Genomic DNA, 16,539 nt, shown 5'->3' on the forward strand with positions numbered 1-16,539 from the left:
GGCAGATTCGACCCCCTGACGGGCCGGTATCGACGCGGCATCGGGAAAAGACCCCCGACCCGACGCGCGGGCAGGGCGCCGAGCGCAGCTGCGTGTGCGCTTTTGGGGAGGCGCGCTCGCGCGGCGGGCGCTCACGGTATACTCTGGACGTTTACCGCAATGACCTGCAGAAAGAAGCATATGACCACCATCGCCGAACACCTTTGCGCCCCGCGCCGCCCCGAGCTGCTCGCGCCCGCCGGAGGTCCCGAGCCGTTCGCGGCCGCGCTTGCCGCCGGCGCCGACGCCATCTACTGCGGCATGGGGGCGTTCAACGCCCGCCGCAAGGCCACCAACTTCACCGACGAGGCCTTCGAGGCCGCCTGCCGCACGGCGCACCTCGCGGGAACCCGCGTCTACGTGACCGTGAACATCGTCATCAAGGATACCGAGATGGCCGATGCGCTCGAGCTCATCCGCCGCTGCGCGCAGCTCGGCGCCGATGCGTTCATCATCCAGGACTGGGGCCTGTTCTTCGAGGTGCACCGGCTCATGCCCGACCTGGAGCTCCACGTCTCGACCCAGGCGAACATCCACGACCTGCGCGGCGCCATCTGGTGCCGCGAGGCGGGGGCCGACCGCGTCACGCTTTCCCGCGAGCTTTCCGTCGCCGAGATCAAGCACATCTCGCAGGTCGGCATCGACCTCGAGATCTTCGCCCACGGCTCCATCTGCTTCTCTTATTCCGGCGTCTGCCTGCTGTCGAGCTTTGCGTGCGCGGGCCGTTCCGCCAACCGCGGCATGTGCGCCCAGCCCTGCCGCCTGCCCTACGAGCTGCTCGACGAGTCCGGCCGCGTCATTCCCACCCCCGGACGCGAACGCGCCCTGTGCCCGCGCGACAACTGCACCTCCGAGATGCTTCCCGAGCTGCTTGACGCCGGTGCCGGAGCGCTTAAGCTCGAGGGCCGCATGAAGGCCCCCGATTACGTCCACTCCGTCACCCGCGCGTACCGCGAGGCGCTCGACGATGCCATCGCGGAAACGACGCCCTCCGCAGACGACGCCCGCGACCGCGCCCGCCGTCTCAAGCGGTGCTTCAACCGCGACTTCACCTCCGCCTACCAGCACGGCACGTCGGGCGACGAGATGATGAGCTACGAGAGGTCGAACAACCGCGGCCAGGTCGTGGGCGAGGTGATCGGCAGCCGCCGCGCGGGAAACACCCGCGGCCTTCATCCCGATGACCGGCGCGTGCGCGCCGCGCTCGTGCGCATCCGTCTCGATGAGCCCGTCGGCAAGGGCGATCTTCTCGAGCTGCGCCATGACGACGAGTTCGACCAGTTCCTGACCGTTATCGCGCCCGACGACGCGCAGGCGGGCGACATCATCGAGGCCCGCGCCGCCCGCGCCATGCCCCAAGGGGCGATCGTTCGCCTCATACGCAGCCAGGCCGCCCTGGACGAGGCCGCTGCCGCCCTGCACCGCGATGTCCCGCGCAAGCGCGCGGTCGACGTATCCGTCCGCGCCCGCTTGGGAGAGCCGTTCTCGGTCACGCTCACCTGCAGCGATGACCCGAGCTTCACGGCGACGGCGACGGGATTTACGGTCGAGGCGGCGCGCACGCGCCCGGTTGGCGCCGAGGACCTCATCGAGCACGTGGGGCGCATGGGCTCCTCCCCCTTCGAGGCCGCCCGCTTTGACATCGACCTGGACGAGGGCTGCGGCATGGGGTTCTCCGCCGTCCACAAGGTTCGCGCGCAGGCGTGCGAGGCGCTCGAGCACGCCATGCTCGCCGGATATGCCGCCCGCGCCGACCGTCTCGCCGGACTTCCCGCCTTCATCTCCGTCGCGATCTCGGCAGACGGCCTTGAAACGGAGCGGGCGCAAGCGAAGACCGCTGGGGTACCCGAGATCTGCGCCGTCGCGACGACGCTTGAGGCGGCTCGCGCCGCATACGAGGCGGGCGCCGCGCGCATCTACATGACCTGCGACGACCTCCACGCCGCCGGGTTGCATCCGGACCAGTCGCTCAATCTGCCGCTCGTTCCCGTGGCTGATGAGATCTGCCGCGAGGCCGACCACGCGCGCATCGACCCGTGGATCCGCTCGGGGGCGCCCGTCGCGGTGGGCAACATCTCCGAGCTCGCCCTTTCCGCCGAGCGGGGGGCCGCTCCCGAGATCCGCAGCTGCCTGCCGGTCCACAACGTCGCGTGCATCCGGGCGCTCGAGCAGCAGGGGGCCGCGGGCTTCTGGCTCTCCCCCGAGCTGACGCTCGACGAGATCGAGCGCATCGCCCCGTACGCCGCGACGCCGGTCGGAATCATGGTGTCCGGCGCCCCGCGCGTCATGACGAGCGAGCACTGCATCCTCCAGGTCGCCGACGCCTGCATCCACGATTGCGCCCGCTGCCGCCTGCGGACCAGGTCCCTTTCGCTGCGCAATATCGACGGCAAGGTGCTGCCCGTGCGCACTGACCTCCACGGGCGCAGCCGCCTGTACGACGGCTATCCGCTCGACCTGACGCCCCAGATGCCGCGCCTGCTCAAAGCCGGCGTCACGCGATTCGCCGTCGACGGCACGCTGCTTGAACCCAGCGAGCTTGCCGAGCTGGTCGCCCGCGCCGCGCGCGCGCTCGAGGCGGCACGCGCCGGCCGCAAACCGGCCAAACGCCTCATGGGCGCTACGGCGGGCTGCCTGTTCGTAGGAGTTGACTGATGCCCCGTCTCGACGCACCGGACATCCTCTTTGAATCCCCGACGTTGATCGCCGTGGACAAGCCGGCGGGCATCATCGTCCACGGCGACGGCACCGGCACGCAGACGCTTACCGATCAGGTTCGATCTTTGCTCGAGCGCCGCGGCACCGAGGCAGACCGTGTTGCAGCCCGCGATCTTCAGTGCCTGCAGCGACTCGACCGTGAAACCACCGGCATCGTGCTGTTCTCGAAATCCAAGGCAACGCAGGGCACCTATGACCGCCTGGTCGCGGAGCATGCGTTCGAGAAACGCTACCAGGCCCTGGTGGAAGGTGCGCCCGCTTGGCGCGAGCGCACCTTCACCTGGCCTATCGGCCGCGACCGTCACGACGCGCGCCGCATGCGCGTCAGTCGGACAGGAAAAGCCGCCGTGACGCACGCGACCGTCGCACGCGAGCTCAAGCAGGGAAAACGCGTCCGAACCCTGCTCAACGTCGCGATCGAAACCGGCCGCAAGCACCAGATCCGCGTGCACCTCGCCCATGCCGGCTCCCCCATTGTGGGCGATCAGCTATACGGCCGCTTTGACCCGGCAGGCCTCATGCTCCACGCGTGCCGCCTCACCTTTGACGACCCCATCAGCTGCGAGCATATCGACATTCGATCCTCCGCCCCTTGGGCGTGATGCTGCGTCCGTTAGGAACCGGGCGCGGTTCGATCCCCGTTTTGCCTTCCTCCCGAACGGCTGCGCATTTCTTCTATGGTCAATAGGCGCACTCCCATTGCACATGCAGGCGCGTGAATCGAATCTTGGTCAAAAGCATCATTCCCATTGCAATTCGAGATAGTTGTCTGAACCGCTGCAGGTCGAATAGCAATATATAATAATATTTTGTTGCAGATTGATTCAGGCGAATCTTTCTAGTTCGATGCTAAGGCGCGTTCACTGGGCCGTCGTTACCATTCGGGGCCCGATTCGACGTCTCGGTTTGCAATGGGAGCGACCCTTTTGACCACGATTCGAATCCTGTACGCGCATTTGCAATGGGAGCGTACTTTTTGACCATGAGAAAGGCTCCCCTCCGCCACGATTCGGCATCTAGCAGGAAGGGAGCCGGTTTCATTCGAGCATAGGCTCGGAAGAGATGCGTCAGCTGGCCGAAAGGAGTCCGGCCTTCCCGAATGGACGCCGAACCCCGACCAAGCAAAGGCCTACGAAAGACTCGCGTTGATGAGTTTCTGGTTTACCCGGTTGACGACCTCCAGGTAATAGGCCCAGTCTTCAGCACTCATGCTGCTTTCGTCCATACCGTCGATCTGATTTGCGAACTCACTATAGCGCGCCATCATGGACGTATAGTCGGCGAGCATTGACACCGGGTTTCCTTCGTCGCGGTACTTCGTCATGAAAGCAATGTACTCATCCATGAACGCTTCGTATGCATCCATTGTTGCATGGATATCGGACGTCCCGCCATCGGATGCCGGTGCTTCAGGAGCAGCAGGCGTATCCGCCGCATCAGCTGTCGTCGCATCGGCAGGCGTCGCTGCGTCCTCCGCCGAGGAGGCAGCCTCGTCGGCAGCCTTAACGGTGATGCCTATGGTATTAAATCCCTTATAGGTAATGCTCACCGAGTTACCGGCAGCGTCGTCTGCCGAGAAGGATGTATCGCCCTTGCTATAGTCGACGGTGAAGCCTGCCGCCATGCACGCATCTACATATGCCTGCATAGCTGCAGTATCCGTGTCACCAATCGTGACGGAGAGCTGCGACGAGCTATCCGTGGTGATCTTGCCCCGCAGCGAGGCGGGTGCGGGCACCAAGGCACCGGGACCGGAGGTCGGCCACGTGATCTGCTCCAGCTCTACCGGAGCATCGAGGTAGACATCGAGCCTCTCCGATGATTCGAGATACGACAGACGCAGATAATAACCCTCGCTGTTGTAAGCAGCGTAGGATGAGCTCATCTGATCGGCATCCACCGTGTAGCCCATCTCGACACACGCAGCCTGATAGTCGGCAAATGCATCGGATGAGCACTTCTCGAACGTAACGGAAAAGCTTTCGTCACTATTGATGTTAACGCTCCCGTACTCAGTCGGCGGATCGGGCAACATAGTCGCCAATCCGCTTGTAGGCCAGCTCAACTTCTCTGGCGCAGAATTCGCACACCGCGAAATGCTTCCGATAATCGCAATCAGCACCACGACCGCCACGACAACAAGACATCCGCGCCGCTTGCCGCCACGTTTCCTATTTGGTGCGGAACTCGTCCCCGAAGACATCGCTCCCGCCTGCTCCCATTCCATGGTTCCTTCCCTTCACATCGCAGAATAGACTTGCCTCGATTCTCCGACCCCACGCCGTGCGTTTCATCAGTTGCCAACTGAATACGGCCTTCGATTCAGTTGGCAACTGATGAATACGCACGCGCACACTCCTACCATGAAGGGCGGCACAGCAACCGCTGCTAGGAGGCACAGGTGGACGACTATAACCTCGAACCCGGAGAATTCCTCATCATGCAGGAAGAGCACGTCCTCCTCGGCCCCATCAACAACAAGCAGCACATCCGTGCGGTCGCGCTCACCGACCGCACGCTCATCTTGGTAAATGACGTAGCAACGGGCCTGTTTAAGCGCACAACCATGGTGAAACGCTGCCCGCTTCGTCGTCTTCAACGCTCCACTCACGACGAGGTGCAGGCATTTGCCGGCAAGCTCGGTGATACCTGGTGGCTGCAGCTCCCCTTTGAGGGAGAACTCATCATGCTCACGTTCGAGATATCGCCGCGCCGAACCGCCGAGCGCTGGGCCGAAGCAATTCGCCTTGCCGCCGCGGGCAATTACGCCGCCATACGCACGCAGGGAACCTTGCCACCGGAGCTCGCTGGCATCATGGACAGCTCGCGCGACCTCATCGACAGCTTAACCGGGGGACGCAGCTCCAAACGCATCTCGGAACCGGAACGACAGGATGCCTCCGTCACCGTTAAGTGCGTTGGCTGCCATGCGCCGCTTACCGGACACCGCGGCACCACCGTCACCTGCAGTTATTGCGATACCGCGCAGACGCTGTAACTCAACTTCAACATTCCGTCGCGACCGCGTTCGACGCGCGACTGCACCCACCGATCGTATCAGGGAGACCACATGGGATTGCTTGACTCCGCCTTCGACTCGATCGAGGGAATGCTTGCCGATCAATGGAAGGACATTATTACCGCCGGCCCGTTTGATGAGCACGCGCTCGTTGCCCCCGGCGTCCGCAAGCGGCAGCAAAACGACTTTGGAGCTAACCTCGGCTCCGAGGACGTCCTCTCCAACGGCTCGGTCATCTTCGTTCCCGAAAACACCGCCGCATTCATCTTTAGCCAAGCAGGTATAGAACAGGTGCTGACCGAGCCGGGCGGACACGAATACCGCAACGGCGAAGCCACCGTGTTCGACCGGCAGGATCGCTCAGAACACGGCATGGGCCGCATCCTTCTAGACCAGGTGGGCGAGCGCTTCGGCTTCTCGGGCATGGCGTCGGAGGAGAAGCGTGTCGCCTATCTTAACCTGCGCGAAATCCGCGGGCTGCGGTTTGGCACGCGCGGCCCCTTGGTATACAACGATCAATATTACGGCACCGACCTCGAGCTGTATGCCTATGGCTCGTTCACCGTTCGCGTTGCCGATCCGATGCAGGTCGTACGGGACTTCGTACCCGCCAACATGTCCTCGTATTCGCTCGACGATCCGCAGGCGCGCAAGCAGCTGCTCGCCGAGTTCCTGCACTCCTTCACGGTTGCCGCCAACGCTTTATCGGAGTCCTACCGCATCTCGCAGCTCCCTATGCATGCCGACGATATCGCCAGCTATATTGGTGCCGATATCGCGAACGCTGGCACCTGGCCGGCACGATTCGGCCTTGAGCTTGTTGCGGTAGCAATTGAAAACATCGAGCTGTCCGAGCAGTCGCGCGAGCTGGTGCGCCAGTTCTCTGAGAAGAAGATGAGCGTCCGAGCCTACGAGGGCGTCTCGCAACGCGCAGCCGATGTGGCCGCTCAGCAGATGATTGCCCAAGGCGTGCGCGACAACGGGCTGGGCGAAGGCGGAGCCATGCTGTTCGGCATGAACTTGGCAGCCGGTTTGGATCCGCGCACCGCAGCGTCTGCGAGCGGCGGAGGGACCGCCGCCGTATCGAACGCATCTGAAACCGGTGCCGGTGCCGCGCATCCCACGGGAGCTGCAGGCGCCTCCGCTTCACTGGACGACCAGATAGAGGCACTGCAAAAGCTAAAAGGACTCCTGGACGCAGGCATCCTCTCGCAGGATGAATTTGATGCAAAGAAACGCGAGATTCTGGGGCTCTAGGGAGGCGCTGAATAATAGCTTTCACGGCGGTCGAAAGCCGGGTCTCAGAGCTGGCAACATCGCTCTGAGACCCGGCTTTTCCATCGTCTTCAAAAACCCGCCCCTACCACGGGATCGCATAGACCTCGATTGCTGCATATTCGGGGATGTCGTACTCGTTGAACTCAAACGGGACGGATGAGCCTGGGGCGGGCGCGTTCACGAATATCGCATCGCCGAATATGATGTTGCCCTGTGCGTCGCGAAGAATCAGCGAAATGGCAGTCTGGCCCATTCCGCCGTCAAAGCAATCGACGCCCTCTTCCATCAGCGCAATCTCGCCCGTAACGATCGTGCCACCCAGCTGATCAAGCGCTGCATGCACACCGCGCGCTTCAAAACGCGCCGGAGTTCCCGTTGAAGCCACCACGTTGTGATCCTGCGGTGGCACCGCCTCGAACGTCATCTCGGCAGGAGCCGCACCATTCCCCGCAACGCCACCAAAATACTGCGTCTCTCCCGGCATAAGCGAAAACAGCACCTGTTCCTGGGTGAACACGACGGAACCCGATGCATCACGCCCGGTAATCGTAACCTGGGGCAAATCGACACGCGTATCCGCGCTCGCATTGCGCAATGCGAACCCGTAGTTCACGTAACCCATGTCCCCGACCCACCAGCCACACTCAACAATTTGCAGATCTGCCGTGTCGAAGAGCGGCGCCACATCACCGTCGTTGAGCAATGGGGCCGCGATGCCGCTGTCGCTTGCAGACGTCCCGTTTTCGGACGACGCTCCGTTCTCACGCATATTCGTCTCAGGAATGCCGGCAGAGGACTGCCACCCCGCAGTTACGCTGTCCGTGTTGCCACCCATAAACCGCGACACGGCGATATAGCCAGCAATAACAATAAGGACAACAAGGACCAGAGCAACGACCGCGGCTCGGCGCGTCCCTGCGCGACGCGGCACCGCAGCTGCATCTGACAAATCGCCGACGCCACCATCCGACTGCTTTACGGCATCGCTCGGAACGTGATCTCGGCCATTCTCTAATGCCGCTCGCTTTCTAATTCCAGCAGGCGTAGAACCGATACCCTCTCCATTGGCGGCATCATTCAGTGCTGCAACAAGCGCCGGCACGCTCTGGTATCGCGCGCTCGGCTCAAAAGCGCTCGCGCGCTCAACGACAGCCCGCAGGGCTTCCGGCACCGTATCCGCCGCAATCGCCGATGCGTAGCCCTTCTCGGCAGGGCACACACCCGTTAGCAAATAGCCCAACACCCGGCCCAAGGAATACACGTCCGACCGTACGTCGGTGGCCGCAAATCCATGCTGTTCGGGCGAGGCATAGCCCCATGTGCCCAGCGTAGCCTCATCGGCATCGTTATCGCGACCCGGCATCAACGCTATCCCAAGATCTATCAGATGCGCGCCGTCGGCCGCCACCACAATGTTCGAGGGCGCGATATCCCGATGAATGATGCCATGGTCGTGAAGTGCCTCCACCGCCTCACATACATCATGCATGAGCCGCACAGCTTCTGTTGCCGGCAGAGCGCCGCCTGCTTCAATGACTTGCTCAAGCGTCGAACCCGGCACATATTCGTACACCACTACAAAGCGATCGGGCAACTCGTAGGTCGCCACCACCTGCGGCAGACGCGAGCAAGCACAGTCCGCAAGCGCTGCCCATACGCTGCGATTCGCAAGCTTCTGCGGAATCTTCTTGCGCACGAACGGGCCCGCGTCCTCAATCGTCACGAGCTCCGTGGTTCCGCCGCGACCGTCCGCGAGGACGCGAACCACCTGATAGGCATCGTCGATACCCATCGCATGCATGGTCTGTTCCTCGTTCAATCCGGCGATCCTCACCCTGCGCATCCGCTTTGCAACCCCTCTCCAGCGCCGCGACACGCTTATGGAGAGTATTGTAATCAGATTCTAAGCAGGGTTTCGAACCGTTTCCTCAGCTCGTAACTGAATCGAGGGGATGTATTGGCATGTTCCCAGACACAATCATGCGCTGCAGCATGGGGTGCTTCTGAGAATCAATATGAGGCATCGAATCAAAAACCTTTTGTCCGAACCGCCGCGAAGCGAATATCCCCTACACCGCCGCACGCTTGAGCGGACCAGTGCCAAGCAGCGTCTTTTCGCCGCGGCTCCACAGCTCGTCTTCGCACTCAACGCGCGTTTTGCCGTTCTCGATGCACCAAATGATGACGGCGTCACGACGAACCTTAGGCCACAGTTCGGCCACGCCAGCAAGCCTTAAGAGCCGCTGCGTCTCGATGAGCGAGCATTGGAGTCCAAACGCCAGCATGATGGCGTGGTCACGACCAGGGCGGCTCTTGCCGGCAAAGATATCGTACACAACGGTAGGATTCAAGCCGGAGGCGCGCACGACAGCGGCCTTCTTTACACCCAAACGCTCACGCAGCTCCTCAAGATAGCTCACCAAGGTGCGATCAAGCGTTTCGCCCTCAGATAGATACTCATCGACCGTAGAGGAGGCAAGCAGGCGCTCCAACAAATCCTCAGTGGATTTCTCCTTGGCCATCGCCGCCTCCTTTCGCTATGCACAACCACCCAAATGAAACATCCCTATAGTACCATCGCACTGCAACAGGGCACCCTGTTGGGTCTTTCGTCCACTTAGGATTGGAGTTCATACCAGCTCTGCGTATAAATCGAGTCAGTATTGATCACAACTGAAACAGCTGCGCACGCGTTGAATGGTTAAAAACCCCACTCCCATTGCAAACGCGCGCGCAGGACCGAGTCCAAGCGGACACCCCTGCCCGAAACAAAAAGCGCTCCCGACGTGAGTCGGGAGCGCTTGTTCGCACAATGCTCGGAATGGCTTAGAACTCAGCGCCGCACTTCTTGCAGATGCGCAGCTTGTTCTTGCCGTCCTTCTTGTGGCCGACGCGAGTGGCCTGGCCGCACTTGGGGCAGATGAGCATCACGTTGGAGGCGTCGATGGCGGCCTCCTGGGACACGATGCCGCCCTGCTGGTTCTGAGCGGTGGGCTTCATGGCCTTCTTGACGATAGCCACGCCCTCGACGACAACCTTGCCCTCAGCGGGAAGCGCGCGCAGGACAGTACCCGTCTTGCCGCGATCCTTGCCGGAGAGCACCTTGACGTTATCGCCCTTCTTGATGGACATAGACATAACGGTCTCTCCCTAACTACAGGGTCTCGGGTGCAAGCGAGACGATCTTCATGTACTTCTTGTCACGAAGCTCACGAGCGACGGGCCCGAAGATACGGGTGCCGACGGGCGAGCCGTCCTTGTTGATGACGACGGCAGCGTTGTCATCAAAGCGGATGTAGGAACCGTCCTTGCGACGGACCTCCTTCACGGTGCGGACGACGACGCAACGCACGACGTCCTTCTTCTTGACGTTAGCGCCCGGGGTGGCCTCCTGGACGGCGGCGATGATCACGTCACCGATGCCGGCATAACGACGCTTGGAGCCACCGAGCACCTTGATGCAGCGAACCTTGCGCGCACCGGAGTTGTCAGCAACCGTGAGCATGGTTTGCATTTGAATCATGGTAGTTCCTCCGAATGAGAGAACGATGAGAGGTGCGCCGGCCTATGTGGCGGGTTGCGCCGGCGCGGCGCACGTCATCGCAGAAGCGTACGGTTGGTGATTACTTAGCGCGCTCGATGATCTCGACGAGACGCCAACGCTTCATCTTGGACAGAGGACGGGTCTCCATGACGCGGACGGTGTCGCCCACGCCAGCGGTGCACTCCTCGTCGTGAGCGTGAAGCTTCTTGGTGCTGGTCATCATCTTGCCGTACTTGGGGTGGCGCTTGCGCTCCGTGGTCTGGACAACGATGGTCTTGTTGCCCGAGATGGAGACGACGACACCCGTGCGGACCTTGCGCGAATTACGCTCAGTCGTTTCAGTCATGCTCTAACTCCTGAATCTACTCGGCCGCAGCGGTCTTCTCCGCTGCAATCTGACGGGCGCGCTGCTCCGTGAGGACACGAGCGATGTCCTTCTTCACGGTCTTGACGCGAGCGGTGTTGTCCAGCTGGCTGGTGGCCATCTGGAAACGAAGGTTGAAGAGCTCGGCGCGCATCTCCTTCAGCTTGTCGGCAAGCTGAGCGTCCGTGAGCTCACGAATCTCTGCGGGCTTCATTAGTTATCCTCCTCGGCAGCGGCGTCGGCGTTGCGGATGAGGACCTTGGTCTTAATCGGCAGCTTATGCTGGGCAAGACGCAGAGCCTCGCGCGCAATCTCCTCAGAGACGCCGGAAATCTCAAACATGACGCGGCCGGGCTTGACGACGGCCACCCACTCCTCCGGGTTGCCCTTACCGGAACCCATGCGGGTCTCAGCGGGCTTCTTGGTGATGGGCTTGTCGGGGAAGATCGTGATGAACACGCGACCGCCACGCTTCATGTAACGAGTCATGGCGACACGAGCGGCCTCGATCTGACGGTTGGTGATCCAGTGAGCCTCGAGAGCCTGGAGACCGTAGTCACCGAAATGGAGCTCGGTATGGCCCTTGGCATGACCCTTCATGGAGCCACGCTGCACCTTGCGGTGAAGAATACGCTTAGGGGCAAGCACTACTGACCCCTCCTCTCGGAATTACGACGGCGAGGACGCGAAGGACCCTCGAGAGCCGGGTTGGGAACCGGCTGACCCGGAAGCTTCTCGCCCAGGTAGATCCAAACCTTGACACCACAGGCGCCCATGGTGGTGTGGGCGACGGCCGTGCCGTAGTCGATCTTGGCGCGCAGGGTGTGCAGAGGCACGCGACCCTCGCGGTACCACTCGCGGCGGCCCATCTCGGCGCCGCCCAGACGGCCGGAGCACTGGATACGGATACCCTTGGCGCCGGACTTGCGAGCGGTCTGAACAGCCTTGCGCATGGCGCGACGGAAGGCAACGCGGCCCTCGAGCTGCTCGGCGATGGACTGGGCGACGAGGTTGGCGTCGAGCTCGGGACGCTTGATCTCGATGACGTCGACGGACAGGTGGCCGCGGTCGACGCCGACGACCTTCTCGAGGTCGGTGCGCAGGGTGTCGATCTCGGCACCCTTCTTGCCGATCACGATGCCGGGACGGGCGGTGAAGATGATGATCTTCACCTTGTCGCCGGCGCGCTCGATCTCCACGCGGGAGACGGCGGCACGAGACAGGCGCTTCTTGAGGTACTTGCGGATCTCAAGATCGTTGCCGAGGGTCTCGGCGTAGTTCTTATCGGCGAACCAACGGGAACGCCAGTTCTCGGTGATACCGAGACGGAAGCCGGTGGGATAGACTTTCTGACCCATGGCTCTACGCCTCCTTTCCGGGAGCAACGATAACGGTGATGTGGCTCGTGCGCTTGAGGATGCGGGAAGCGGAACCCTTGGCGCGAGGACGGATGCGCTTCAGCGACGGGCCCTCGTCCACGTAGGCGTACTTCACGACGAGGTCGGAAGCGCGCATACCGTTGTTGTTCTCGGCATTGGCCACGGCGGACTTGAGAACCTTCTCAACGTCCACAGCCACGGCGCGGTTGCAGAAATGCAGGATATCGAAAGCCTGAGCCACGGACTTGTTGCGGATCAGGTCGACCACCAGGCGAGCCTTGCCGGGGGACACGCGAACGTACTTGGCCGTCGCGCGGACCTCGCGGGTCGCGGTGTCGGTTGACTTAGTTGCCATTTACGAAGAACCCCCCCTATTTGGCCTTGTGGCCGCGGAACGTACGGGTCGGCGCGAACTCGCCGAGCTTGTGACCAACCATGGACTCGGTGACATACACGGGCACATGCTTGCGGCCGTCGTGGACGGCGATGGTGTGACCGACCATCTCGGGGAAGATGGTGGACGCGCGGGACCAGGTCTTCACGACGTCCTTCTTGCCGGCCTCGTTCATCGCGACGATACGCGAGAGAAGGCGAGCTTCTACGAACGGGCCCTTTTTGAGACTTCTGCTCATAAGTGCTAACTCCTAAAACTCGGTATCGACTACTTGCGACGACGACGGATGATGAGGGCGTTGGAGACCTTCTTCTTGTTGCGGGTGCGATAGCCCTTGGTCGGCTTGCCCCACGGAGTAACAGAAGGACGACCGGAGGTGTGGTTCTTGCCCTCGCCACCGCCGTGCGGGTGGTCGACCGGGTTCATGACCGTACCGCGGACGGTAGGACGGACGTTCAGCTTGCGCTTGCGACCGGCCTTGCCGATGACGATGTTGGAGTGCTCGGCATTGCCGACCTCACCGACGGTGGCACGGCAGGTGAGCAGGATGCGGCGCATCTCGGAAGACGGCATACGCACGATGGCGTACTTGCCCTCCTTGCCCATGAGCTGGCAGGCGGTGCCGGCGGAACGAGCGATCGCGGCGCCCTTGCCGGGCATGAACTCGATCGCGTGGATCAGCGTACCGACGGGGATGTCGGCAAGCGGAAGAGCGTTGCCGGGCTTGATGTCGGCATCGGAGCCGGACACGACGCGGTCGCCGACCTTGAGGCCCTTGGGCGCGAGGATGTAGCGCTTCTCGCCGTCCACATAGTGGAGCAGGGCGATGCGCGCGGAACGGTTGGGATCGTACTCGATCGTGGCAACCTTGGCGGGCACGCCGTCCTTGTTGCGCTTGAAGTCGATGATACGATAGCGACGCTTCACGCCGCCGCCCTGATGGCGGACGGTGATGCGACCCTGGTTATTACGACCGGCCTTCTTGGGCAGGGGCGCGAGAAGGGACTTCTCGGGTTTGTTGGTCGTGATCTCGGAGAAGTCCGAGATCGTCTGCCAACGCCTACCGGCGCTGGTCGGTTTAAGGTGCTTTACAGCCATTACCTATCCCTTTCATATCAATCCGCTCGCCACCGCAAGCAGGGACGCGGGTGCGGTGACACCGGATTTACCACGGTACCGGGCGGCTCCATCTTTTGAGCCCGGTACATCCAAAACTCCCTCGCTGCTCGCGAGGCTGGAATGCATGCGGGGCTCGATCTTAGGCCTGGTTGCCGAAGATCTCGATGGACTGGCCCTCGGCCACGGTGACGATGGCCTTCTTCCAGGAGCGAGTCTGGCCGGCGACGTAGCGCACGCGCTTGGTCTTCGGCTTGACGCGCAGGGTGTTAACGCGGGTGACCTTCACATTGAAGATCTCCTCGATCGCGTCCTTGATCTGATACTTGTTAGCATCCTTGTGGACCTCGAACGTGTAGCGATTCTGCTCCATCTCAGCGTAGGAGCGCTCGGACACGATGGGGCGGATGATGATCTCGTGAGCGGTCATTTATGCGAGCACCTCCCCGAAGTGGGTCGCGACGTCAGCGGGCATCAGCAGGGCGCCGTTGTTGAGGAGGTCGTAGGTGTTGGCCTCGGACGGCGTGATGATGAACGTCTTGGGGATGTTACGGAACGACAGGTAGGCGTTGATGTCGTCCTCGCGCACGATGATCGTGAGGCGCTTGCCCTCGATACCGAGGTTCTTGAGCAGGGCGACGGCAGCCTTGGTGGACGGCTTCTCGAAGCCGTAGTCGTCGACGAGGAAGAGCTCGTTGTCGCGCAGCTTGGCGGACAGCGCGGAGCGCATGGCGAGCTTGACCTCCTTGTTGTTCATACGCTTGGCGTAGGAACGGGGCTTCGGCCCGAAGATGACACCGCCGTGACGCCACTGGCCGGCACGGGTCGAACCCTGACGGGCGTGACCGGTACCCTTCTGACGCCAAGGCTTCTTGCCGCCACCGGAGACCTCGGAACGGCCCTTGGTGGACTGGGTGCCCTGACGCCAGCATGCCCTCTGGCACGTGACGATGTGGTGCATAACGTGGACGTTCGGCTCGATGTCGAAGACCGCAGGCGCGAGCTCAACCTCGGCGGCCGCCTTGCCCTCGCTGTTCTTTACTTCAAACTTAGACATGTTCTGTTCTCCTTGGTATGACTCTAGGACCTACTGGACCTGAGGCCCTTAGGCCATACGGATGGCGACCAGAGCGTTCTTGCCACCAGGGACGGCACCCTTGATGAGCATGAGGTTCTGCTCGGCATCGATGCGGACAACGGTGAGGTTCTTCACGGTCACGCGCTCATCGCCCATGTGACCGGCCATCTTGACGCCCTTGAGGACGCGGGCGGGATAGGCGCACTGGCCGATGGAGCCCGGATGACGCTTGAAGTGGGAACCATGAGTCATAGGACCACGGCGCTGACCCCAGCGCTTGATGCGGCCCTGGAAGCCCTTACCCTTGGAGGTACCGATGACATCGACCTTGGCGACGTCGGCAAAGTCAGCGACAGTGACGGTCTCGCCGACCTTGTGATCCTCGCCGTTCTCGACGCGGACCTCACGGAGGTAACGGACGGGCTCGACGCCGGCCTTGGCGAAGTGACCAGCCATGGGCTTGTTCACGTTCTTGGCCTTGATGTCGCCGAAACCGATCTGGACGGCATCGTAGCCGTCGGTGGCCTTGGTTTTAACCTGCGAGACCGCGCAGGGGCCAGCCTGGATGACCGTGACGGGGACGACGTTGTCGTTCTCGTCCCACACCTGGGTCATACCGATCTTGCGGCCGAGAATCATGCTGATCATTCAATGATCCTAACTCTCGGTGGTCTTGGGACACTGCGTCCGCCCCTTGCGGACGCCCCTAGAGGACCACTATCGGACGTGCGTGCCACGTAGCTTTGCATTCAACGTGCGTCAGCGCGCTCGGCAACCCATTCGCGAGCGTGCTCTCCGCAGGTGGAATCCTCCCCTATCGAGGCACAGCTTGATTAGTATACACGGCCACGGGCGTGTCCATATTTTCTTCGCATTGAATTCGCAGCGTAGGGCACATGCGCGGACATAATCGCTCGCCCTGGGGAAAACGACGGAGTGGATGGCACCGGATTCAGGCGGATGCATCTGCCGGCGCATTCGAAGCCGACCCGTCCGCGCTACAGCTGGGGGTTCACGATCGCCTGGTTGATGAAGGCCCGGCGCTCGCGATCGTACGTGTAGACGAGGATACAGCAGTTCCCCAGGGGAACGTCTTGCGGGCAGCGGGCGAGATGCTCCCACACCTTCTTGAACTGCAGGGTCGCAGAACCATGGCTCGTGGCCAGGACGGCGGCATCGTCGTCGGCGCGCTCCATGATGTCCGTCAGCGTGGCGACCATGCGCTCCCGCAGCGCCGCGCTCCCCTCTCCCCCATATGGGACGAGGGCCTCGCCGGGATCCCACAGCTCGCAGGGAACATCGGCGGCAGGACCGCCCTCGAAGGGACCATAGCTGCGCTCCATCAGGCCGTCGACGGGCTCGATCTCCGGAAGGTCCGTAACTCCTGCGGACGAAAGATCGGCGCGGACGAGCCCGAGGGTCGCCTTCGCCCGTCCCAAGGGCGACGTGCAGAGCCGGTCGAAGCGCACGTGCTGCTCGATGAGCCAGCGGGCGGCGGCATGCGCCTGCGCGATGCCCAGCTCGGTAAGCGGCGCGTCGCACCGTCCCTGGACGAGGTGATTGAGATTGAACTCCGTCTGCCCGTGACGAAGCAGATACAGCTGGGACAT

20 protein-coding genes are annotated in these 16,539 nt (G+C 62.2%); 4 read left to right on the forward strand and 16 right to left on the reverse strand.

Going from position 1 to position 16,539, the window contains the following annotated elements; all coding sequences use genetic code 11:
• Window positions 1–180 precede the first annotated feature (180 nt).
• Both B5F74_RS09925 and B5F74_RS09930 read left to right on the forward strand, forming a co-directional pair.
• A complete protein-coding gene (locus B5F74_RS09925) occupies window positions 181–2,694 on the forward strand; it encodes a U32 family peptidase (RefSeq protein WP_239283457.1) in 2,514 nt (837 codons plus the stop codon).
• Complete coding sequence (locus B5F74_RS09930; RefSeq protein WP_087202108.1) at window positions 2,694–3,359, forward strand: RluA family pseudouridine synthase; 666 nt, start codon at window positions 2,694–2,696, stop codon at window positions 3,357–3,359. The genes B5F74_RS09925 and B5F74_RS09930 overlap by 1 nt, the downstream gene beginning before the upstream one ends.
• Window positions 3,360–3,886: 527 nt before the next feature.
• Here the strand turns inward: B5F74_RS09930 and B5F74_RS09935 are convergent.
• Window positions 3,887–4,984: a DUF6591 domain-containing protein gene (locus tag B5F74_RS09935; protein ID WP_087202109.1), complete on the reverse strand. Its 1,098-nt coding sequence runs from the start codon at window positions 4,982–4,984 to the stop codon at window positions 3,887–3,889.
• A 174-nt stretch (window positions 4,985–5,158) separates the two neighbouring features.
• On the opposite strand from B5F74_RS09935, the gene B5F74_RS09940 reads away from it, so the two are divergent.
• Window positions 5,159–5,755, forward strand: coding sequence for a hypothetical protein (locus B5F74_RS09940; protein ID WP_087202111.1), 597 nt, complete (start codon window positions 5,159–5,161; stop codon window positions 5,753–5,755).
• A 72-nt stretch (window positions 5,756–5,827) separates the two neighbouring features.
• Entirely contained in the window at window positions 5,828–7,033 is a 1,206-nt protein-coding gene (locus B5F74_RS09945; protein ID WP_087202112.1) for an SPFH domain-containing protein, read from the forward strand.
• A gap of 103 nt (window positions 7,034–7,136) precedes the next feature.
• On the opposite strand, the gene B5F74_RS09950 is transcribed toward B5F74_RS09945, so the two are convergent.
• The 15 genes from B5F74_RS09950 to B5F74_RS10020 form a co-directional block, all read right to left on the reverse strand.
• A complete protein-coding gene (locus B5F74_RS09950) occupies window positions 7,137–8,873 on the reverse strand; it encodes a serine/threonine-protein kinase (protein ID WP_158095751.1) in 1,737 nt (578 codons plus the stop codon).
• 250 nt (window positions 8,874–9,123) lie between these two features.
• The gene (locus B5F74_RS09955) at window positions 9,124–9,576 is read right to left on the reverse strand and encodes a helix-turn-helix transcriptional regulator (RefSeq protein ID WP_087202116.1); all 453 of its coding nucleotides are present in this window, start codon (window positions 9,574–9,576) and stop codon (window positions 9,124–9,126) included.
• A gap of 304 nt (window positions 9,577–9,880) precedes the next feature.
• The gene (gene rplX / locus B5F74_RS09960; RefSeq protein ID WP_066829319.1) at window positions 9,881–10,192 is read right to left on the reverse strand and encodes a 50S ribosomal protein L24; all 312 of its coding nucleotides are present in this window, start codon (window positions 10,190–10,192) and stop codon (window positions 9,881–9,883) included.
• Between the two features lie 16 nt (window positions 10,193–10,208).
• A complete protein-coding gene (rplN, locus tag B5F74_RS09965; RefSeq protein WP_066829323.1) occupies window positions 10,209–10,577 on the reverse strand; it encodes a 50S ribosomal protein L14 in 369 nt (122 codons plus the stop codon).
• A 100-nt stretch (window positions 10,578–10,677) separates the two neighbouring features.
• Complete coding sequence (gene rpsQ, locus B5F74_RS09970; protein ID WP_066829324.1) at window positions 10,678–10,944, reverse strand: 30S ribosomal protein S17; 267 nt, start codon at window positions 10,942–10,944, stop codon at window positions 10,678–10,680.
• Between the two features lie 16 nt (window positions 10,945–10,960).
• Window positions 10,961–11,176, reverse strand: coding sequence for a 50S ribosomal protein L29 (rpmC, locus tag B5F74_RS09975; RefSeq protein WP_066829327.1), 216 nt, complete (start codon window positions 11,174–11,176; stop codon window positions 10,961–10,963).
• Entirely contained in the window at window positions 11,176–11,610 is a 435-nt protein-coding gene (gene rplP / locus B5F74_RS09980) for a 50S ribosomal protein L16 (RefSeq protein ID WP_066829330.1), read from the reverse strand. The genes rpmC and rplP overlap by 1 nt, the downstream gene beginning before the upstream one ends.
• Window positions 11,610–12,320 (reverse strand): 30S ribosomal protein S3, encoded by a 711-nt coding sequence (gene rpsC, locus B5F74_RS09985; RefSeq protein ID WP_066829334.1) that lies wholly within the window; start codon window positions 12,318–12,320, stop codon window positions 11,610–11,612. The genes rplP and rpsC overlap by 1 nt, the downstream gene beginning before the upstream one ends.
• A 4-nt stretch (window positions 12,321–12,324) precedes the next feature.
• Window positions 12,325–12,696, reverse strand: a complete 372-nt coding sequence (rplV, locus tag B5F74_RS09990; protein WP_066829338.1) for a 50S ribosomal protein L22 — start codon at window positions 12,694–12,696, stop codon at window positions 12,325–12,327.
• A 16-nt stretch (window positions 12,697–12,712) separates the two neighbouring features.
• Window positions 12,713–12,973 (reverse strand): 30S ribosomal protein S19, encoded by a 261-nt coding sequence (gene rpsS, locus B5F74_RS09995; protein ID WP_022349932.1) that lies wholly within the window; start codon window positions 12,971–12,973, stop codon window positions 12,713–12,715.
• A 29-nt stretch (window positions 12,974–13,002) separates the two neighbouring features.
• Window positions 13,003–13,833 carry a 50S ribosomal protein L2 gene (rplB, locus tag B5F74_RS10000; RefSeq protein ID WP_066829341.1) on the reverse strand — a complete coding sequence of 277 codons (831 nt, stop codon included), beginning with the start codon at window positions 13,831–13,833 and terminating at the stop codon, window positions 13,003–13,005.
• A gap of 160 nt (window positions 13,834–13,993) precedes the next feature.
• Entirely contained in the window at window positions 13,994–14,281 is a 288-nt protein-coding gene (gene rplW, locus B5F74_RS10005; protein WP_066829344.1) for a 50S ribosomal protein L23, read from the reverse strand.
• Window positions 14,282–14,908, reverse strand: coding sequence for a 50S ribosomal protein L4 (rplD, locus tag B5F74_RS10010; RefSeq protein WP_066829347.1), 627 nt, complete (start codon window positions 14,906–14,908; stop codon window positions 14,282–14,284). It lies immediately after the preceding gene.
• Window positions 14,909–14,956: 48 nt separating this feature from the next.
• The gene (gene rplC, locus B5F74_RS10015) at window positions 14,957–15,577 is read right to left on the reverse strand and encodes a 50S ribosomal protein L3 (protein WP_066829350.1); all 621 of its coding nucleotides are present in this window, start codon (window positions 15,575–15,577) and stop codon (window positions 14,957–14,959) included.
• A 350-nt stretch (window positions 15,578–15,927) separates the two neighbouring features.
• Complete coding sequence (locus B5F74_RS10020; protein ID WP_087202118.1) at window positions 15,928–16,539, reverse strand: histidine phosphatase family protein; 612 nt, start codon at window positions 16,537–16,539, stop codon at window positions 15,928–15,930.

Source organism: Collinsella sp. An271, assembly GCF_002159695.1.
In the GTDB taxonomy this organism is placed as follows: domain Bacteria; phylum Actinomycetota; class Coriobacteriia; order Coriobacteriales; family Coriobacteriaceae; genus Collinsella; species Collinsella ihumii.